The following is a 21,424-nucleotide window of genomic DNA, read 5'->3' as shown; positions in this document are numbered from 1 at the left end:
TGGCGTTGGCTGAGCCTGTCGCAGCCGACGCCGATCACGAGATTGTCTGATATCCAGTTGATCTTCCTACAAGGTCAGAAGTGCAGAACGCTCAGGAAGCGATTCTGCACATGTACCAACTGTTTTCATGATAATGGAATGTGAAAGAAGGCGCAAGCAATTGGTGGCTGCGGGGTCCGGTCATCCATTGAGGTGTTCGTGGTCACGGGAGGCGAGGATTGCAGCGTTTTGCGGTGCAATCGCTGCACGTACCGCTGTCTGACCATGCATGTCCGAACCCCTGAGGTGTTGCGAGGCGCTATCAACTCGTACTGCGGCTATGATACAATAGGGACAAGCAATGCTGCCTGGACTGAAGGAGCGCTACGATGAGCCGTTTTCTCGAAGAGCGACGACATATGCTGCCGCCAGCAGTGACGGATCTTGCCGAACAACTGGCAGCCGCCGGATACAAAGTGACCCGTCCGCGCCTGGCGGTGCTCAAGGCGATCACGGCCCTGCCAGGCGCATTCAGCGTTCAGGAGATCGAGCAGTGGCTGGTCGAGCGCAACGAGTCGCCGGGGATCGCCAGCATCTTCCGCACCATCAGGCTTCTCTGCGATCTCGGCATGCTGCAGCGCATCCACGGTCTCGACGATTGCCACCGCTACTGCCTGGGAAGCGGGCATGCCCATCATCTGGTGTGCACCCAGTGCGGCGTGATCGAACGGTTCGACAACTGCGGGTTGCAGGGGGTGATTTCGACGCTTGAGCAAGCGACGGGCTACCGTATCACCAACCACGTCGTCGAACTCTTCGGCCTCTGCCCGCAGTGCCTGGCGATGTCAGCATAGTCCATCACCGCTCAGGCAAACAGCCAGTTGAGCAACAACCCCAGCAGCGCTATGTAGATAGCGTACCAGAGGACGACCTTAACGGCGCTTGCCCGACCAACCAGCCGATTGAGCATGGCCCATTCGGGGATCGAAGAGACGGTTGTTGCCATCATTGCCGCCACCAGCGTTCCGATCGGCACAATCTGGTGCAACGCCACCAGAATTGGCGCTGTTGACGCGGCATTGATGTCGAGCGGCAGACCCAGAACCGTTGCGGCGAGCGGTCCCCACCAGGCGGCGCCCGCCTGCGTCAGACTTTCAACGAGTGTCAGGTTGAAATTGACCAGGATCCCCGCCAGGAATCCGCTGAACAGGATGACGCCAAACAACCGCTTGAACAGGGCCCACGCTTCACGGTGTGCGCGAACCAGAATGCTCTCCTGTTTCGCCGAGCAGCACGTGTGTTGTGGCACAATCTGCTGCACAAAACGAGCCGGGTCCAACCCCAAAAGCGGCGCCAGATACGCAGTTGCCAGCGCGGCGGCAAACCCCGCAACTACATAGACCAGCCCGCCGAGCGGTCCGACGATGACAAACATGAAGATAATAGCAAACTCGTTCAACGCCGGGCTGGCAAACAGAAATGCCGAGGAAGCGCGCTGACTCGCACCGCCGGCCACGATGCCCGCGTAGATGTTGGTGACCGTGCAGGAACAGACCGGTGTCGCCATGCCCAGCACTGCGCCGCCTGCTGCTCCGGCCAGGTCATTCCTCCCGATTGAGCGTTCGATCCATTTCATGCTGATGCGCAGACGCAGCAGCGTCATTCCATAGGTTGTCAGAAAAAGAATGATCGGTAGTTTGAACCATTCGTAAATGGTGTACGACGCTGTGTATTTCACGTCGAGTGGTCCGAACGGGGTAGGGATGATCCAGGCGGGCATCCAGGAGGTGAGCGCAGCGCCGAGCGCCTTGCCGGCATTGGCGATTGGCGCCTCAAAAACCGGAACCACATGCTTCATCTCGGCGCCCGACACCCAGGCGCTCACACTCTGAAACGCCACCTGAGCCGCGATCAGCGCCAGAACGATCAGCGAAACGACCGGGATCACGCGCTCGAATGACTCGCGCTTGACGGGGAAAACAGCCCGGCTGGACATACATCCTCCATAGATGATAGTTCCTATCATTTATGGTGACTGTACATCATAACATTCTCCCTGTCAAGAGAGAAGAGCGCTCTGCTGCACCAATTGTTGCCATTCCTCAACCAGACGTTCCACCGGAATGGAAAAGGTCTGCTTCGTTGACTCTGAGACGCACTGTTGCCGGTATTCGATGCCGCAGGAGTCGCGCACCCATGTTTCGTACTGTGCAATCCATTCGAGTAACGCAACGAACTGCCGGCGCATCCGTTGCTGCACGTCTGTTTCGCGAGGAATGACCGTAACACGCATCTGATCGGGAAGCCACGGTAGACGCCGGGTGTCGATCCGGGGAATATATTGTGGAGTAAACTCGTATCGCTTGAGATAGACGCCGCCGTTCGCCGGGCTGCCGCAGAATGCGCCAAACCCCCAGAGCACGATGACCATGTCTGCATCAGTTGTCTTCATATATGCGCTACTTCCCGCGGCTCCGGTCGGCGGACGCTGGCGGCTGAACCCGTATTCCAGCAGCAGGTTCCCTTCAGGACGGCGAATGTCGCACCCCCAGAGCCAGCACTGGAGATGCAGCAGTTCTGCGCCGCGTTGCCGCAGGCGCGCCGGAAGCGGCAGCCATGAGCGAGTGGTCATTAATGCGCTCCTGTTGTCGCCAGAACGTCTCGCAACAGTATAAATGATAGTCGCTACCGTTCATTAGATGATAGGCGCTCTCGACGATTTCGTCAAATCGCTCATTGCGCTGCCCGACAGGTCTACTGCCGCCTGACCGGTTGTCTTCGAGCCAGGCGACTTAAGGGCGGGTCTTAGACCCGCCCTTGTGCTCTGCTGCTTTGCTGAGACCATTCCATATTCCCGTGCGTGGGCGATGTGGGGGGCTTTTGCCGCTGAAGTGCAAGATGGAAGGCGCTGTAGGGGCGTTCCTGCGTGGGCGTCTCACTGCAACCGTCATCGAGGGTAGGTGCAGCCAGGATCAGGTGCGTTCCCCGATAACCTCTTCGTACACCGCAATAACCTGGCGAACCAGTCGCTCTGGCGCGAAACGCTCATTCAATGCGCGTTTGCCGCCGGCTATCAGGCGTTCGCGCAGGTGCCGGTCTTCAAGCAATCTCAGGATTGCCTGTGTTAGTGCATCGGTGTCATCATAGGGGGTGAGCAGCCCGTTTTCGCCGTGAGTCACAATCTCATTCACGACTGGAATATCGGTCGAGATCACGGGCACGCCAGCAGCCATACCTTCGAGGAGCGGCAATCCAAACCCTTCGTACCGCGACGGGAAAGGGAGCACGTCGCTGGCGCGCAGCAGTGCCAGTTTTTCTTCCTCGCTGATCGTGCCGAGAAAATGCAGGTTGCGTTCGACCCCCCGTTCGGCGGCGCGCCGCAATAGATCGGCGCGCTGCGCCTGGTTGTGCGTCACAAAGACGAACGATGCCTGCGGATAGCGGTGGACAATCATCGGCATGGCGTCGATGATCATGTCGTAGCATTTGCGGACGGTCAATTGACCGATGTACGGAATGATTGGTCGGGTCAGCGGCGGAGGCGCCGGAGCAGGACCGTTCATGAACTCCATATCGATCCAGAGAGGTATAACCGGTCCCATTCGTTTGCCAAAGCCGAGGCTTGTCAGCACATCGGCTTCGTGGCGCGAGCAGGGAATGAAGCGATTGACCTGACGCAACGGCGCGTGAATCGCATAATTCCGCCAGAGGTCGCGCGCTTGCCACGGTTCCCGCAGCACACGGCGCGCCAGGGCGCGCGCGGTCATGATCAGTCGTTCAGGGTGCGGCGGGTGCTCGTAGGGACGCTCGCGGTCGTCCACCAGCCAGCGATCATGAAACGGTCCCAGCCATGTCCAGCAGATCGGGACGCGCATCCGGCGCATGTGGCGCACGGTTTCCCACGCCAGAACGTTGCGCGGGTGCATCAGGTGCACGACATCCGGTTGCGGAATGCCGCGCAGGATAGAAACGAGATCGCGGTTCGGCGCGATGCGCGGGCGCACACGAATGACCCGCACGCCATCGATGGTTTCGGCGCGCTCGACGAGACCGAGGTGCGGCGCTTCGGGCTGCCAGTATGTCAAGGCAAAGACCTCATGACCGGCGCGTACCAGCGATTGCCCCAGGGTTCGTTCGGGCCAGTTGCGAAAATGGCGACTGATGCCGCCAAGACCGATGATCAGGATGCGCACATGTGTTCCTGGGAACCAAGAACTGAGAACCAAGAACTGAGAGCCAAGAACTGAGAACCAAGAACTGAGAACCAAGAACTGAGAGCCGAGAACTGAGAACCAAGAACTAATAGAGCGATCAACCAAAACCTGGATGATCTAAGGATGTGCAGCAGCTGACGTTGGCTGAGCCTGTCGAAGCCAACGTCAGCCGCAAGACGGTCAACACGGGCAATGATTGTGCAACATCCGGTTGATCACTCTATAAGAACCAGGAACTGAGAACCGAGAACTGATACTCATTCGCGGTCATTCGTACAATAATGAGTCGACTGCACGCAGGCTTAACCATCAAGGACACGAAGCGCACGAAGGGGAAGAACCATGAAGCGCCTTTCCTGTGTGTCCCTTTGTGACCTTCGTGGTTACCGCTTTGTGCCGGGAAGTCAATAATGGTTTTTGAAAAAATAATCCGGCATCGCCCAGTCAAGCCCGCGAAGGCGGGCTTCGCAACCGTAGCCCGCGGCTTTAGCCGACGGACGGACTGATGCCACTGCGCAGTCATGCGTCCACGACCCGCCTGACGGAGCGCGTTGACTGTTGCGTCTTGTACAACGAACACGCGAACATCTTGTCCGACTGACCGCAAGTTAGTATTGCCTCTTTCTCTTTACCCTTCGCAATGACACTGCTCCGCCGGTTATTTGGAGAGGCGCTTATCGTCTGATGATCGCCTCTGCCGCGTGTGGGCGCGTATGAGCGGCTCGATACGCTGCTTCGACACGATCGGCGACGGCAGACCATGAGAACTGCGCAGCCCATTCCGGCGCAGCGGCAGCCATTGCACGGCGACGGGCAGGATCATCGAGGAGCGAACACACCGCTTCCGCCAGCGTCGCCGGATCGCGCGGCGGCACGAGCAGGCCGGTGCGCCCTTCATCGATCACTTCCGGGAAGCCGCCAAAACGCGACGCGACCACCGGCAACCCGCATGCCTGCGCTTCGACCAGACCGATACCGAAGGTTTCGCTGGCAAAACTGGTAGCCAGCAACAGATCGGCGGCGGCGTACATCGCCGGAAGACGTTCGCGCGGCAGCGCTCCCAGAAAGCGCACCCGGTCCGCCAGTCCCAACTCCCGCGTCAGGCGCTCCAGATCGGCGCGGGTTTCGCCGTCGCCGACGATGACCAGGTGCGCGCGTGGAATCTGGCGCAGGGCGCGAATGGCGACATCGACCCCTTTCCACGGTTGCAGGCGACCAACCCACAGAAGCAGAGGCGCACCACTGAATCGGGCAAGCGTCGGCTCAGGCGCCACCGGGCGAAACAGGGCGGTGTCGATGCCATTGAACACAACTGTCGGCTCGAACCCATAGCGCGCCGCCACTGTGCGCGCGTTGAAGCGGCTGCACGAAACGGCGGCATCGACATATGGCGCAAGCAATGCATCGCCGGGGTAGAAGTCTTCGCCATGACATCCCAGCACCACCCGCGCTCCGCCGAGCCGCCGCGCCAGCAGCGCCGGACCCAGATCATACGGCTTCTGGATATGGACGATGTCGTAGCCGCCGCGGATCAATTCCGGCAGCGCCGCCACTGCCAGCGAGAGGCGTTCGAGGAGTTTGGCTTCAGCGTAGGCGCGGCGCAGGAGCGGCAGCGCCTGAAACCGATACCGGTCGATAAACGGAAACGTCAGCACCCGCACCCCCGGCGCCATTTCACGGCGTTTCCCCACCCCGCCGATGATTGTCACGGCATGGCCACGACGCGCCAGCTCGCGCCCCAGGTCCCACACAAAACTTTCGACGCCGCCGTATTTTGTGGTGGTGGTCAGATTGTAGAGTGCGATGTGCATCGTTCTGCCCTGGAATAAGTTCATTTCGGCTCCAGAACATAGTCAGAAATGCGCACGTTCAGCGCCACGACGCTCAACTCACGGCGGGAGTACGAGTCATACGTCGTTGGTGCGCGCAGGCGCAGCATGACTTGCCCTGGCGGGATGGTCGCTCCCACGTGATAGGTGCGTACCGGGCGCTGCACCTCCCAACGCGCCAGCCGGTGCGTCCCATGCCATAGTTCCACCGGGTCGGGCCGTTTCATACGACTCCAGCGTCAATGCCAGTTTGACGTAAATGGGCGAGTCATACGGATTGACCAGCACGATGGCGTTGTCGGCGCCACCCCAGCGATGGAGACCCTCGTCGGTGCGTTCACTGTCGTGCCGTCCCTCGTGTCTGGCGGCACTCGTGAACGCCATCCGGTCTGGTTGACGTTCGAGCGGTTTCCATCCATCGCCCAGAAACACAACCGGCGTAACCTCCCAGGTATCTGGAACGACGTAGACTTCCAGCGTCTCATCGGCAAAAACCGGCGCCGCGATACCCATCTCGGCGAGCAGCGACCGCACACGAGCAAAATAGTCATCTGCGCCACTCTGCAGGTCCATTGTAATATATCGGAAACGATACGCCGCAAGCGCCCGTCGGGCAGATTCGGGCCAACCAGGTGATACCACGTCCTGGCGTTCGACTTCACCGTACCGAATCTCGCGGATGCCAGGGGTATACTGTGTAAATGAGTATGCGGGCGGGCGACATACCCGCCGATGATGGGTCGTCCATGCCCCATTTGCGCGGTCATATTCTCGCTGCGATTGACGTTGAGATACAGCGGCAACGGTATCAGTGCACCGTCAGGAGCAGTGAGTTGCGTATAGAACGGATGGATGCGGCGCTCGACGAGAGTGTGGGGTCCGGCATATCCGTCAATAGCGGCAACGAACACAATCAACGCAAGCGCCATACTCCACACATGCACCGTCGAGGCGCGTTGTATAAGGCGCTGTTGCAACACGATGAAGCCGTGCGCCGCCAAAACCGAGAGGCTCAGACTGACCATTACTGCCATATGGTTGGGCCGCTGCCCGGAGCGAATGACGGGCATATCCTGGATCAGGGCATACGGCAGCGGCAGACCGGTATGCCAGCCGGCGATCTTCAACTCCGGTCCTAGCGCGAAGATGAGACACGCCAGCGCCAGCAGCGACCAGCGCCAGGAGAAGCGGCGTGCGGCAAAAGCGCCGAGCAATCCCAGGCTCAACGCCACCCATCCCAGCGCCACATTCCAGATCACTGCATTGGGATAGATCTGATTGCGCCAGGCGCGTATTGCCGGACCCCCACCCAGGATGGACTGGGTTCGGCAGTACGGCATCGATCAGGTCAGCAGCGCGTTCGCGCTGCACCTGACGCATATCCCAGAGCGTTTCATCCACTCCGGCGGTCAAGAGCGCAAACAGTGACGGAGTGAGCGCCAACGCCCAAATGATCAGCGGCGCGACGCCCCATGCGATCTGCTGGAGTCCGCAGCGCAGTCGTTGAGCGCTTGCAGAGGTGCGGATAACGCCATACGCCCAGATGCTGGCGGCGCATGCGGTGGTGATCGCCGCAAACAGTCCGTAATACCAGCTTCCCAAGCTAACCCAGATAAGCAGAGCGCCAGCCGCTAGCGCCCGACGCCAAGATGGGCTATCGAGCAATAAAAAGAGCGCATATGCATAGAACGGAAGCCGGTGAATAGCAGCGACCTCCAGGTTGCCATCGATTATCTTCTCCATATGATAGGGCGAACAGATGAAGGTCGCCCCTGCTATCAATGCAGCGGCGGCATTGCCGGTCACGCGTCGTGTAAAGAGAAAGGTCGCGTATCCGCCGATGGTAAAACTGGTGAGCACAATCCAGTTGACCGCAGCGACCGGTCCCAGGGTGAGCGTCACCGGCAACGCCAGCACGCCCTGACTAAAACCAATGGGCTGCCAGAACAAATCAACGCCATCGGGGTAAAACAGAAGCGGGGAATAGAAGGGGTTGCGCAGTGATGTAAGCGCCCGTGCGACCCACTACAAATTCCAGGCATTTTGATAAGCATCGACGCCGCCGACGGCGCCGATCACGCCGCTCGTTAGATGCAGCGCCAGGGGCCAGGTCAGCAGAATGCCGAGCAGTGTGTAGATTGCCAGAGCAATCAGATGCGGAGCAGCACCTGCTATCGCAGTGTGTCGAGCAATGGAAGGCATGGCGAGCCTGTGGGAGTCTGTTGCTCGAGAGAAGCGCTGAAAGGCATATAATGTACTTTGGCGCTTCCGCGTAATCTGTCGTGTCATGATACTGCGAACCGTTCGTTGTGATATGTAATTTGCGCCTTTCGGCGACAATCCAGTCGAGACTTGTGACATAAGCGCATCGATCATTCCAGGAACCTTGGAAATTGCTGAACCCGGCGGTGTCGCATCAGCGAGCGCTTCTTCACGGCGATGTCGCCGTCGGTCTTCTTTTTCGGAGGATGTGTGGCCCTCCGCACCTTTCCGCGTTGCACCAACCGTCTTGCTGGGAGCACGGGCATCGCACCCGGAGAGACGCTGGTTAGCGCTTCCTCCAGACGACTACGCCGCCAGCCTTTGTTTTCCAGAGGCTGCGTTGCTCTCCACACCTCTCTGCACTAAAGCGCCCGCAATAGCCAACGACGTCCCGGCAGGCGCATCTTTGCCAGTTGCTCGCGGTCCTGCGGTTCCAGCCCGCCGGTCGCTCGGAGCGCACCAATGAAGACGCCGGCGCCGATGAGCGCAACGCCTGCCAGCAGCGCCGCTTCGCGCAGCCGCAGCACAATGCCGGCATTCGGCGGCAGTTCGGGCAGCAGCAGCGCCATTCCGGCAACAACCAGCGCCATAATGCCGCTCGCCAGCAGCACACGCAGTGTAAACCGCCAGGGCCAGCGCACTCCCAGCAGCCGATACCCGCTGATCGTCGCCCATGCGCCAGCCAGCACACGCGCCAGCCCGAATGCCAGCGCCACACCGACAACTCCCAGCAGCGGCGAGAACAGGATCAACAACGGAACCACCGAAAGCGTCAGCAGACGTGAAATGACAATCACCCGCAGATGTTCGTAGACGATCAGCGCATTATGCGCCGTTGTCAGCATACTTTCGAGAAAGAGGCATGGCACAAGCACCCACACGAGCGGCGCTGCGCCAGCGTATTGCGGCGTCAACACCGCCAGCGTCGGGCGCGCCAGCAGAAGCAGCCCCACAGCGCCAGGGATCAGCAGCAATGCCTGGAGGCGCGCCAGCGACTGATAGGCGCCCAGCAGCGTCCCCCCCTCGCCAGCGCGCACGCGCGTGAACAACGGCACCTGCACCCCCACCATCGGCGTGTACAGATACCCCAGCACCATCCCGACCACCGACGCTCCCGCCCAGAGGAGCGCCACATCGCTGATGTCATTCGTCAGAAAAATCGCAAACGACTTGCTCGCCAGAAAGTCGGTCAGCGTCATCAAAAACGATACTGCGCAATAGCGCACAAAACCAGCCGGGATTGCGCGCCACAGTGACTGAGCCGGCGCATCCGATGTCCAGTAGCGGGCGTCTGTCATCCACAACCGGTAGACATTCCAACCCGCCAGCGTAACTGCCAGCGCAGGCGCAACGAACATGGCGATCAACACGCCAATGATCGCAGTACGATCAGGATCGGGCGCCAGGCGGCTGAGCAGGATGGCGGCGGCGCTCAACAACGGCGGAAGCAAACCCGCTGCCAACGCCACGCTGTTCCAGGCGCGCTGCTTGAAGAAACTGTTCAGATACGCCATCAGCATATCGTAGCAAATGCCCAGAAACAGCATGATCAGAATAGTCAGGATGATCAGCCAGCCGAACTCACCGATGAACTGAACCAGAGTCGTCTGCTCCACGGGCGGAATGCGCCCGTCGGCGAGCACCTTGCCCTGCAATTCGCCAATATAGCGGTCATACCCGACGATCAACCCGACAAACACCAGCGCCAGCACCATCATCTGCGCCGCAAGGACGGCGGTGAGCAACCGCAGAACGGCGCGCGGTCCCCCGGCGCGATTGGTTTCCGGGATATACTTCGGCAGTGCGCGGGTCGTCCCCAGATCGATCCAGGTGCCCAGACCATTGCTGGCGCCGCTGACCAGCGCCAGCAGACCATAACTGGTCAATGGCAGCACCGTCAGTTTGAGGAGCGTCGCCACAATCTCGGCGACCATGCGCAGCGGCACAAAGACCGCATTCCACACCACGGCGCGCGAGACCTGTGCGGCGAGCGAGGGAGCGCGGCTGGTTGTCGGTTCGGTTGCCATCTACTGCCTGATCAACCCCAATTCGAACATACCTGCATACCAGTCGCGCTGCAGGCGATACGCAGCGCGTTCCAACCCCAGGCAACGCAGCGCGGCGCGCACGATGCGGCGTACCGGTTTGGGACTGTGGAGCGTACCACGCAACAGATCTTCTTCACGAAGATCGCGCACACTGAACCCATGGCGCGCCGCGAGCGCAACGAAGGCATGGTACTCAAAATAGTGCATATCGCTCAAGCGTTGCATATCGCGGAACGCGGCGCCCTGCTTGGTGCGCCCGCGGCGCGTGATCAGCCATTCCGCCCAGAGGCGCGGCAGCCAGTTGATGCCGCGCATATGGTAGTGCGGATCGACCCAGGCGCGCCGGTTGATGACCGTCACGAGCGCAACGCCTCCGGGGCGCAGCACCCGCGCAATTTCGTGCAGCACCCGATCCGGCGACTGCACGTGCTCGATAACATCCCAGCATACCACAGCATCGAAGAGCGTGTCGGGCAGTGGCAGCGCTTCGCCAGCGGCGTTGATCACCGGCAGACGCAGGCGATGACGTTCCGCCCGTAATCTGGTGATCCGACAATACGCCGGATTGTACTCGCAGGCGACGACGTGCGCGCCGCGCAACGCCGCCGCCACCGCAAATCCGCCCATGCCTGCACCCAGGTCGAGCGCCTGCAACCCTTCGAGGCGTCCGGCAAGTTGCTCCAACCGTGCCAGCCGCTCGCCCTGATACGCTTCCTGATTCATACGTCGCTCGCGCCAGCGGGCAAAGTCGCGCCGCCAGCGCATGTGGGCAAGCCAGGGATCGATGGCGCGTTCGAGTTCAGATGAGGCGGCAGGCGCTGGCATTATCGCTTTCCCTCCGGCAGCGCAGGATGTGCGAGGCTCATACGAAACGCCATGATACTGATCATCCGGTTACTCTGCGGATCAGGCGCGGCTGGCGCCCGCAAGGTTATCGGATTGATCCCCTGATTGACTGGCAGGAGGAGTGTGTAGGTTCGAGGGTCAGGCGATACCTCCCAGACGTCCAGCAGGCGACCGTTATACCATATTTCTGTGGGGCGCACCGTCTTGTATGCTGCAAGCCTGAGTGATACCATCGCAGGAAACGATGTCGTATACGGGTTGGCGACGATAATCTGGCTCTCTGCATCCGCCCAGCGGTAGAGCGCCATTGCGGCGTTCTGCTCAACAGCATGCCAGCCTTTTCCAGGGTACACGAAGGGCCGGCAGGCTTCGGAAAACAAAGGCAGTTCATACCGGCGGTACTGTGCATCTCTGTATGCTGGCGCAACCGGACGACCGATGAGACGCGCGAGCGTCTGTTCCAGGTTGTTCTGTTCGCGCCACGTCGTCAGGTCGGTGCGCACCACCACGTGGCGCACCGGTGCAAAGCACTGCATTGCCATCAGATCGGCCTGACGGAGCGGGATAACGTCGCCTTCCGGCAGCGCGCGCATTGCGCCAATCGCCCGAATGAGCGGAATGTCAAACGATGGATACGCTGGGCGGCGGGCGATGAACCCGCCAAGAATTGGCTGACCGTGGATCATCTGATTGCGTAGCGTGCGACTTGTTTCGAGCACATCGAGCGGCAGGTCGGCGACGGCGCCGGGACGCTCTGCGATCTGTTCGTATACTGCTGGTCGTTCCAGCGGCAGAAAGATACGCCCCGACGGCAACCAGAGTTCGAAGATTCCGAGCAGCGTTACTACGACAATCAGAGCAGCGCGCCAGGCGGACGGCAGGCGATTTTGGAGCGTCTCCAGCCCTAGTGCCGCCAGCACGCTCAGAATGACCAGCACCGGTGCGACAAAAAGCGCCGGTTTGCGCGCCGCGCCAAATAGCGGCAGCCGGTCGAACCAGGCGTAGGGCAGCGGGATGCCGCTATCATGCCCGAATATCCACAGTGTTGGTCCCAAAGCCGCCACCCACAGACAAAAACCAATGATGATAAGATGCAGTGCGCGCCGCCAGGAAGACCAGATGCCAATGATCGCCAGCGCCGCCAGCGTCCATCCAGCCCCCACATACCAGACGCTTGGCGTGAATGGTTCGGCAACCGGGCGCAGCATGTGTTCGACCTGCGCTCCCCAGAGCGGATGGTAGACGTTGGGGAAAAGCAAACCCAACAGGTCCGCCGAAGAGTAGCGTACATATGCTTCCCAGATAGTATCACGCGCACCTTGCCCCACGGGCAGAAATTTCCAACTGGCGATCATTCCGGCGCCAAAAGGTGCGAGTGTCAGCAATGCACCTGCCGCGAAGAGCGCATAGCGCCGCACCAGCGCCCATCGTTCACGCACCAGCGCGAGCCGCGCGATTACCCACACGATGGTAAGCACGCCACACACCGATGCCCAGTACCAGTCGGAGAGCACGACCAGCGCCGCCGTCCCCGCCGCATACCCGATGCGCCAGCGACCTCCGTGCTTATCCAGCAGGGTCAGGGCGTGGATGTAAAATGGTATCCATTGCATGCTGAACAGATGATTATGGCTGTTCTGCAACTGCCCGAGATGGAATGGTCCCAGCGTAATGAGCGCGCCGCAGAGCAGCGGACCCCAAAATCCGCTGGCGTACTGGCGCGCCAGCAGAAAGACGCCGAAGCCGGTGAGGGCGAACCCCAGGACAATGACCGTGTTGAACGCCGCGACCGGTCCTGCCAGGAGATGCACTGGCAGGGTGATGACCGCGTTCGGCGCGCTCATCGTTTGCACATACAACTGCACGCCGTCGGGATAGAACAGCAGGTTGGTCCAGAACGGGTTGTCGCCGTGCAGGAGCGCCTTGCTCACCCACCACAGGTGCCACAGGTGCAACCCGGCTTCTTCGTACCCGGCAAAGCGAAACCGGCCAGGTGCATTGTCGATGCCGCCGAACAGCTCGGCGTTAAAACGCAGCGCCAGGGGCCAGGTGACGAGCAGTGCCAGCGCCAGGCAACACGCCAGTGCGAGCAGATCAATGCCGATAGCGCGAAACCGGGCAATTACGGTGGTATCTTCAGACAAAAGGCGCAGTGTTCGGATCATGGATCTCCCTCTCTCTCGACAATGACGCCCAACCGTCCGATATGCGGACAGGCTCATTGTCTCCTGCTCTCCTCAGCCGAACACACTGTTATCGTTCGATCCGCACTTCCTGAACCGCTACGCCCGCGTACCACGGCGCCTGCTCCAGATCGATCAGGTCCGTTTCGCTGGCGATGCGCACTGTCAGTTCGGGTTTGAATTCACATTCGCGAATACTGGAGAGCGCAAGACGCACGTCCTGTGTTTCGCCAGTCATTGTCACCCGTTCGCGAATGCCCCAGTCGTCGATGCTGATGTCCACCGGACGCCCAGCCGGTCCGTGCAACTGTACGACCAGCGTGCCGCACCCTCCGTGCACCCGCACCCGCCCTGCTCCCAGCGTCCAGCGCCCGAATGCCAGATCAGGAGTAGCAGGGGCAAACCCGGCATACAGCCCCAGCGCCATGGGATCGCCGGGAACGACGCGATCCGGCACAGCGCCTTGCCGCGCATTCCACGCCCATTCCAGCAGATCGTTGCCTGAGCGCCAATAATGATCGATAGCCTCCAGCCCCGCTATCGTCTCGTCAGGCATCCCCAGCGATGCGCCGGTCAGAGCGCGCATCGCCTGTGCATACAGGCTGCGGCGTTCTATCTCTGCTGCACGACGATACAGATCGAGCGCTGCCTGCTCGTCGCCCTGCGCCAGCCGCAGATCGGCGAGATCGATCACACGCAGCGGGTTCTCCGGGTTGGCGTCGTGCGCCAGCGTCATCAGCGTTTCAGCCCGCTGGAGATCACCCGTTTCGAGCGCGGCTCGCCCTGGCACAGCATACCACATACCTGCACCCCACGGAATGTACCGTGTGCTGACCATCAGCGCCAGGAACACAGCGATTCCACCCAGCGCCGTATAACTGCGCCGGTCGCGCAGCAACTGACGGGTGTGCCGCCACGCCGCAGGCAACCGGACCAGCGCATACGCGGCGAATGGCAGGACCGCCGCAACAATCGGCAGGCGCAGTCGCGGGTGTCCGATGGTCAATGCCGCCAGCAGAGTCGCCAACCCCACCCAGAGCAATGTCGGAACCGCGCGGGCGGGATGCGGCGCGAAACAGACGCCGATAATCGCCAGGATGACGAGCGCCGCATACTGTACGTCCGCCAGTAATGTGATGGGCAGGGAATATTCGCCCGCGTTCTGGACCAGCGGCGTACCGCGCGAGTCGATGGAAATGACATCTCCAACCGCATAACTGCGCGTTTGCAGCGCGTAGAGCGATGCGATCTTGAAACGCATGCGCGTCAGGAATCGCGCTGGATCGCTCTGGATGTTTTCCCAGGCCATCTGGAGCGCGAGCGACTGCCGATCGGCAAGATTGGGCACAGACGCCAGACGCGCTTCGCCAGACGCCTGTTCGGCGTCATCGCGCACCGTGCCGTACCACATACTGATGCCGCCATTCGTATCGCTCAGGATCACGCGCCCATGCACCAGGTAATTCCGCGCTGCCCACGGTCCGACAACCAGTATTGCCCCCAGGATCAGGAAGATTGCCAGTTGATAGCGCCGCGCTTCTGAACTCCCCCCACGCCGCACATGCCAGACAATCCACACGGCCGCCAGCGGGATCAGGTACAGTCCCACGGCGCGCGTCAGCGCTGCCAGCGCCAGCGCCACGCCGGCGCCAAGCGCCGCCCAGGCTTTGCCGCGAACAGACGCACGGTCGAGCAGAGCCAGACCGGCAACCAGAAGTGTGACAAACAGCGCTTCGGCGTAGAGCGAACTGGCATACGACGCCAGCGGTACGAATAACGCTGCCAGAAGCGCCGTCATCAGCCCTGTTGGGCGTCCGAAGAGTTGCGCGCCGAAAGCGTAGAACGCCAGCGTTCCAATGCTCAACACGCACGCCTGAAGCAGCAGTGCTGCGGCGACGTTCATTCCCGCCAGCGGCAATGCCAGCGCCAGGAAGGCGGGATAGACCGGCGGGCGCAACCACTTGCCGGTATCGTGGTATCCGCCATGTAGGATATGGACAGCGGCGCGATAGTACTCTTCCGGATCGCCAGGCGGCACAGCGCCGGAACGCGCCTGCACCTGCCAGAACCAGAGGCGCGCCGCCAGCGCCAGAGCAACAATGGCAACCAGCGAAATCAGATAAACGGTCGTCACGGACCGCGTGCTGCGCAACGTCTGTTGAGCTTGCATGAATGTACGATCTATGGCGCCCGCTGCGCCTGGCGCAGCACCAGCAGGTCCTCTTCTTCGGCGATGACCTGCCAGCGCCCGGACTCGCGCAGTTGTTGAACGAAGTTGTGGTGGCGTTCGGTGCGCAGCGCCGCAGCGCGGGTGTCGATGAAGAGATACTCCGCACGCTCGAGCGGCGGGAATGACTCATCCGGCGGCATGTAGTAGATAAAGCGTCGCGGCATCATGCGCGGCGCCAGGAATGATGTCACTCCCAATGGCGCATCAGGCGGGATCAACGCTGCCAGGCGCTCCATCGCCGCCAGGCGCTCCGGCGACTCGCGGTAGATCACCGTGGTGACGACGGGATTGCGATACACCAGATTGGTGACCGTTGCAATGCCAACTGCGCCGATCGTGAGCATCGCCGCCAGGCGAGATAGACCCGTCCGGTGTTGCTGATCGCCAGCAGCGCTGGCGCGCGGCGCCTGCGCCCGCTCACTGCGCACCTGCCACCACGACCACAACCGCGCCGCGCCGATGATCGCTGCCAGGATGAGACCAGGGATCACAAGCGCCTGGTATTGCTCACGCACGGTGATCTGAAACGGACGCAGCGAGAGCAAGTTCATCGCCAGCGGCGGCGCCGCCAGGAGCGCGACATCCGGCGCGAGCAGCGGGAGCAACGCCAGCGGAAGCAGCATCAGCGCCAGATAGACCACCTTATCCGGTGTGAACATCAACTGGAGCACATCGAATGGACGGCTCACAATCGTCCAGAGAATGGCGCCAGCGCTATCGCCGAGATGCGAATAGTAGGCTAGTTGCGGGCTTTTGCCGGGCCAGACCTCAGAGTAATCGCCCTCGGTCACGGACCCGATCTCTCCTTCACGCACCTGATAGTCGGGCAGGTAGAACGATGGCACAATGACGCTCGTTGAAAGATAGAACCATGCCAGCCCCATAACGAGCGGCGGCAGCGCCCAGCGCCAGCCGGCGCGCCACAGCGCCGCCAGTACGCCAAACGCCGCCACCACCAGCGATACATCGGTGCGGGTGGTCAACGCCAGCGCCAGCAACCCCAGATATGCGCCCCACTCCCGGATGCCTGTACGGCGCAGCGTTGCGCGTTGCAGAAAGAAGAACGCGCCGAGCAGCGCCGGGATCGCCAGCGTGCGCGGTTGCCACGGTGCGCTCATCGTCACGAACCAGAGCGACGGATAGAGCAGATAGACAAGCGCCCATCCGAGACCCGCAAGACGCGAGTCGCCGAAGCGATCGCGGGCAATGCCATAGACCGGCAGCGCGCCAAGCGCCATGAAGAGCGCCTGGAAGAAATTGAGCGTCAACGCCGACGGAAACAGCGCATAGAACGGAACGATCAACAGGATCGCCGGAATGAAATCCATTCCCCAGAGGTGATTAGTATGGCGATAGTGCGAAATCTCGAGAAAGCGCCCCTGGGTCGTATTCCAGATCGACTGCTGATAATCGATCTGGTCGTACCCCTGCGCCCAATTGAAATACTTGAACGTCAAACCAAAGAACAGAATCGCAATGTACAGCGCTATGAGCGCTGCCAGCGCCAGACCCGCCCGCCGCTCAACTGTTGCGAGCATGGACGCAACGCCTGTGTTGGAACGTTCATGGCGTGATGCAAGAGCCTGTGTCATAATGCTGGACCTATGGCCAACTGAGCCAGATGCCTGTTATCAACTCACACAAAGGCGCGGAGTTTTCCTTACTACTCGTCACTTATCACTTTTCCCTTCCAATCGCTCCCTCGCCCTTCTCGCCTCTTTCTTCGCCCCTCTCGCCTCCTCCCTCGCCTCTCGCCTCTTTCCTCGCCCCTCTCGCCTCCTCCCTCACACCACCGGCGACCGCAAAATACGGATGATCCACAGATCGAGCGCTGTCGCCAGCGTGAACACGTAGATGGCGACGACCAGCACTTTGCCCCACCAACCGCGTTGCCAGAAGCGTGCGGCGTAGACCCCCCAGCAGAGACAGATCGCCGGAACGATGTAGAACAACTGCTTGTCCACCATCGACACGCGATACCCGACAAGCATGAAGAGTGTCCCGACCGAAAACCACGCCGCGAGCATCACCCACAGCAGCGGCTGCCTGCGCAATGCGACAAAGCCCGGAATGACGAACATCAGCGGAATGAGCAAGCCGTAGTAGAGAAAGCCGTCCGGGCGCATATCATAGCGGAGATGACGCCAAAACGAGAGCATATACTCGCTGAACGGCGGACGCTCCACCCCAACGCTCTGTGGACCGGCTGTCGCCAGGTTTAGCACATATGGCGCCGTGCGCTCCAGTATTGGTGAAATATACTGTCCATAGTAGATCAGCGTCGCAGCCAATAGCGCCATTCCCAGCGACAGCGCAACCGGTTGCAGCGGTTTGCGTTCGACTCTCACTGGCGCAATCAGCGCCAATACAATAAAGGAAACGACGAACAACACGTGAAAAACCGCCATGACCGTGTAGAACAGCAGCGTAATGGTGGTCAGCACGGTGAGCAGCGCAAACGGTCCACGTTCGTGGAGGCGCGGATAGAGCGCGACCATGACGATCGAGGTGAGGAGCGTCCACCACATGCCTGACGTTGTCGGGACATTCCCCCATGAATGCAGCAGGAACGTCACCGGTGTGACTGCATAGATCAGGGCGGCGAAGAGGGTTACACGGTTGCTCAACCCTGCCCTGCGCGCCAGGAGCGCAATCAGGAAGACGCGGCTATTATCGAGCAGGGCGCTGAAGAGGTTGGCGCTGGTTTCGAGGGACCAGGGGAACAGCGCAAAGAGCGTCGAAAACAGATGAAAGAACGGCGAATAGGGAATCACCGGACGGTTCGGACCCCACTCGTTGATCGGCATTACCGACTCCGAGAACGCGCCGGGGAGATACATCTCCGCCCAGTGCCCATCGAGAATCCAGCGCACCCGATCCATATGCCAGCCGACATCGATAGCGCGCATATAAGGAAAGAGCAACCCGCCGCCTTTTACCCAAAGACCAACGAGAAAGATGGCGAGCAGCGCATAGCGCAAACCGGGATCGAGCGGCGCATCGAGTTTGCGAAAGATCCATGCCACACCGCGATCAACGAGCGGCGTCAACGCCAGCGTGAAGAGCATGAACCATGCCAGCGGTCCCAGAAACAGCCCCGTCGGGTAACGATACGCAACCAGCGCCCAAGCCCCCAGAAGCGCGACTGCCACGGCAGCGCCACACGCGCCCCACGGCGGAACCCGCGAGAAACGGAGCGCGCCATAGACGCTCAACACGAGCGTGAGAGCGGGCAAAAGCGCACTCCATGGCGGCAACGCCATCGAAGGCGCACCGGTCAGCGGCGTTACCGTCACACGCTCCAGCGACACTCCCAGCGGGCGCGGATCACGGTACGGATCGGCAGTCAGTTCCAGGGTCAGATCGCCATTATCGAGAACGCGCGCCGGCGCCATCAACTGATACCGGCGCATGCCGGGCATGTCCGGCAGGTTGGCGATCAACTCGCCATTGGCGAAGACGCGCGCATTGACGGGGCTGCCATCCGGGTGTGCGACGAGCGCCTGCAACTCCACCCGCCAGTCGCCATTGCCCAATGCCGGAAATGTTATCGTGGCGCGCTCGCTTGTCCAGCGGTATGTCTGCGCTTTGGCAACCTCGACGGCAATCAGGCTCACGGGCGGCACATCGAGGGTGCGATCCGGGATCGCTTCGATACGCAGACGCACGCCGCCAGACAGGTTGATGTCTTGTGAGATCAGAACACGGAAATGACGATTGCCGCCACGATCATCGAGCGTATTGATCCGCCGATCATTGGCATACACAGCGATCAGCCGGCGGGAATGCAGCGCATCAGGTTGCCAGTCGTCCAGGGTGAGCGTCGCCATGTACACATCTTTATCGAACGGCTGATCGATGACCACTTCATTGGCACCGGGCAACGCCTGTACCTGCGCAACCGTCATCTGTGCTGTGAATTCGCGGCCATGCATGCCGCGAATGTAAGGGTAATCGAACGGCGCGCCAACGTCGATGGCGACGAACGGCTGAGTGGCATACGCTGCCGCCAGTGCAACGAGGACGCTGAGCGCCGCCAGGAACAACGACAGCCTGGGCTGCCAGCGATGCAGATTGATCAACGCGCCAGACCATGTGACTGGAGCGCGTGTTGCTTTCGGCGCGGCCAAACCGGGTACCCCTGCGCAGTGAGATAATCCGCCGCATTATAGCATACGCAAAATCGGGGTATACTTGGAAGTGGTTCTCGGTTCTCAGTTCTCGGTTCTCCCATGGAACTCGTCTGGCACTCATCATTTGCCTCGCTCACCGGCTACAGCGGCTCATCGCTCGCCTTCGTCCTGGGTCTTGATGCGCGCGGCGCGGCGGTGCGCCCGCTCTACCTGTACGGCGCTGACCGCGACGAACACGTGATGATGGGGCGCATCCATCCGCGCATTGCCGAGTTGCAGCGCGCGCCTGTGCGACTCGATGCGCCACAAGTCGTCTATGCGCCAGGTGATCGTTTCTCAAAAAACAGCGGGCGCTACCGCATCGGCTTTACTATGCTCGAATTCGACCGCCTGCCGCAAACGTGGGTTGAGCAAGCCAATCAGATGGACGAGGTCTGGACGCCGACCGCATGGGGCGCCGGGGTCTTTGCGGCGAGCGGCGTCAGCCGGCCCATCCACGTTGTGCCGCTTGGTGTAGATCCAGGGCGCTTTGCGCCGGGAGAACCACGCACCCATTTGACCGACCTTACAGTGTTGCTCTCAGTCTTCGAGTGGGGACCGCGCAAAGGATGGGATATTCTGCTGCGCGCCTATCGTGCGGCTTTTCGCGCCGGCGATCCGGTTGTGCTGGTGCTGAAGATCGACTGCCGCACTCCTGGCGACAACCCGGCGCCTGAACTGGCAGCGCTGCTGCCGGCGCCATCGCCGCCGGTTGTGCTCCTCTACAACCGCTCCCTGGATATGCAGCGCATGGCGGAACTCTACCGCAGCGCCGACTGCTTCGTGTTGCCGACGCGCGGCGAGGGATGGGGCATGCCGATCCTGGAAGCAATGGCATGCGGCATCCCTGCAATTGCCACCGACTGGAGCGGGCTGACGACATTTCTCAACCACGAAAACGGCTATCCGCTCCCTATTCGTGGTCTCGTACCTGCCGATACAGGCGGCGCCTATGGCATTGGCGCACAATGGGCGGAACCGGATGTCGATACGCTGGTAGATCTGCTGCGTCATGTTGTGCGCCATCCCGAAGAACGCCGCCGCAAAGGGCGGCGCGCCGCTGAAGATGCGCGCCGTTGGACATGGGATCGCGCCATCGACGCCGTCTATCGCCGATTGCAGACGTGTGCGGGGTGAGAGCCTATCCGAAAACTCGCCATGTGACATGTAGCCGGGTAGGCGAAGGCAATGCCTTCGCCCGCCCTGGATAGGCTCTAGGGGGGAACCGGGCGCCAGGACGCTGCCGCATTCTGACGCCCCCTTCGCCCCTGCTGGGAGAAGGGGGCGGGGGATGAGGGGGATCGAGACGCCGCTTTGTTTCAAAGCCCCCTTCGCCCCTCGTGGGAGAAGGGGGTAGGGGGGATGAGGGGTAACGCGAGCGTCGGGATGCCGGACGCTCGCGCAGGCTGATGAATATTAAGAATTGATTCGGTATAGCCCGCGCAGGCAGGCTTGGCAGCCGTAGCCCGCGGCTTCCGCCGCCGGGCGGACTGGGGACCGGGGCGCGCCCCTTGGGCGCATCGGCGCTTGAGGGCATTCGGACGCCAGCACGGGCGAAGCGTCGCCGCGCGAGAACGTCCAGGCGAGAAGGCGCCTGGTTAAGTCATGATAAGATTGGAATGACAGACATTGCAACAGACGTCAACCTGCGCCTGCTATGC

At 61.2% G+C, this 21,424-nt stretch carries 15 protein-coding genes; 2 read left to right on the top strand and 13 right to left on the bottom strand.

What is annotated here, in order from left to right; genetic code table 11:
• Positions 1-368 precede the first annotated feature (368 nt).
• Positions 369-833: a Fur family transcriptional regulator gene (locus AC3EA7_RS00525; protein ID WP_488612062.1), complete on the top strand. Its 465-nt coding sequence runs from the start codon at positions 369-371 to the stop codon at positions 831-833.
• Between the two features lie 11 nt (positions 834-844).
• Here the strand turns inward: AC3EA7_RS00525 and AC3EA7_RS00520 are convergent, their stop codons facing one another.
• From AC3EA7_RS00520 to AC3EA7_RS00460, 13 genes are all read right to left on the bottom strand, one after another.
• Positions 845-1,975: a permease gene (locus tag AC3EA7_RS00520; RefSeq protein ID WP_488612061.1), complete on the bottom strand. Its 1,131-nt coding sequence runs from the start codon at positions 1,973-1,975 to the stop codon at positions 845-847.
• A 63-nt stretch (positions 1,976-2,038) separates the two neighbouring features.
• Positions 2,039-2,611, bottom strand: coding sequence for a hypothetical protein (locus tag AC3EA7_RS00515; protein ID WP_488612060.1), 573 nt, complete (start codon positions 2,609-2,611; stop codon positions 2,039-2,041).
• Positions 2,612-2,951: 340 nt separating this feature from the next.
• Positions 2,952-4,172, bottom strand: coding sequence for a glycosyltransferase family 4 protein (locus AC3EA7_RS00510; protein ID WP_488612059.1), 1,221 nt, complete (start codon positions 4,170-4,172; stop codon positions 2,952-2,954).
• 695 nt (positions 4,173-4,867) lie between these two features.
• Entirely contained in the window at positions 4,868-6,028 is a 1,161-nt protein-coding gene (locus tag AC3EA7_RS00505) for a glycosyltransferase family 4 protein (RefSeq protein WP_488612058.1), read from the bottom strand.
• A gap of 72 nt (positions 6,029-6,100) precedes the next feature.
• Positions 6,101-6,595, bottom strand: a complete 495-nt coding sequence (locus tag AC3EA7_RS00500) for a hypothetical protein (protein WP_488612057.1) — start codon at positions 6,593-6,595, stop codon at positions 6,101-6,103.
• A gap of 318 nt (positions 6,596-6,913) precedes the next feature.
• Positions 6,914-7,972: a hypothetical protein gene (locus AC3EA7_RS00495; protein ID WP_488612056.1), complete on the bottom strand. Its 1,059-nt coding sequence runs from the start codon at positions 7,970-7,972 to the stop codon at positions 6,914-6,916.
• 75 nt (positions 7,973-8,047) lie between these two features.
• Complete coding sequence (locus AC3EA7_RS00490; protein ID WP_488612055.1) at positions 8,048-8,224, bottom strand: hypothetical protein; 177 nt, start codon at positions 8,222-8,224, stop codon at positions 8,048-8,050.
• A gap of 422 nt (positions 8,225-8,646) precedes the next feature.
• Complete coding sequence (locus AC3EA7_RS00485; protein ID WP_488612054.1) at positions 8,647-10,311, bottom strand: hypothetical protein; 1,665 nt, start codon at positions 10,309-10,311, stop codon at positions 8,647-8,649.
• Positions 10,312-11,157, bottom strand: coding sequence for a class I SAM-dependent methyltransferase (locus tag AC3EA7_RS00480; protein ID WP_488612053.1), 846 nt, complete (start codon positions 11,155-11,157; stop codon positions 10,312-10,314).
• Positions 11,157-13,343: a hypothetical protein gene (locus tag AC3EA7_RS00475; protein WP_488612052.1), complete on the bottom strand. Its 2,187-nt coding sequence runs from the start codon at positions 13,341-13,343 to the stop codon at positions 11,157-11,159. The genes AC3EA7_RS00480 and AC3EA7_RS00475 overlap by 1 nt, the downstream gene beginning before the upstream one ends.
• A gap of 88 nt (positions 13,344-13,431) precedes the next feature.
• Entirely contained in the window at positions 13,432-15,495 is a 2,064-nt protein-coding gene (locus tag AC3EA7_RS00470; RefSeq protein ID WP_488612051.1) for a glycosyltransferase family 39 protein, read from the bottom strand.
• A 47-nt stretch (positions 15,496-15,542) separates the two neighbouring features.
• Positions 15,543-17,129 carry a DUF2079 domain-containing protein gene (locus tag AC3EA7_RS00465; RefSeq protein ID WP_488612050.1) on the bottom strand — a complete coding sequence of 529 codons (1,587 nt, stop codon included), beginning with the start codon at positions 17,127-17,129 and terminating at the stop codon, positions 15,543-15,545.
• A 246-nt stretch (positions 17,130-17,375) separates the two neighbouring features.
• Positions 17,376-19,721, bottom strand: a complete 2,346-nt coding sequence (locus tag AC3EA7_RS00460; RefSeq protein ID WP_488612049.1) for a hypothetical protein — start codon at positions 19,719-19,721, stop codon at positions 17,376-17,378.
• Between the two features lie 102 nt (positions 19,722-19,823).
• Between AC3EA7_RS00460 and AC3EA7_RS00455 the strand changes: the two genes are divergently transcribed.
• Complete coding sequence (locus AC3EA7_RS00455; RefSeq protein ID WP_488612048.1) at positions 19,824-20,900, top strand: glycosyltransferase; 1,077 nt, start codon at positions 19,824-19,826, stop codon at positions 20,898-20,900.
• The last annotated feature ends 524 nt before the right edge of the window (positions 20,901-21,424 follow it).

Source organism: Roseiflexus sp. (assembly GCF_057785375.1).
Note: the sequence above shows the minus strand (reverse complement) of the source record. Positions and strands in the feature narration are given on the sequence as shown.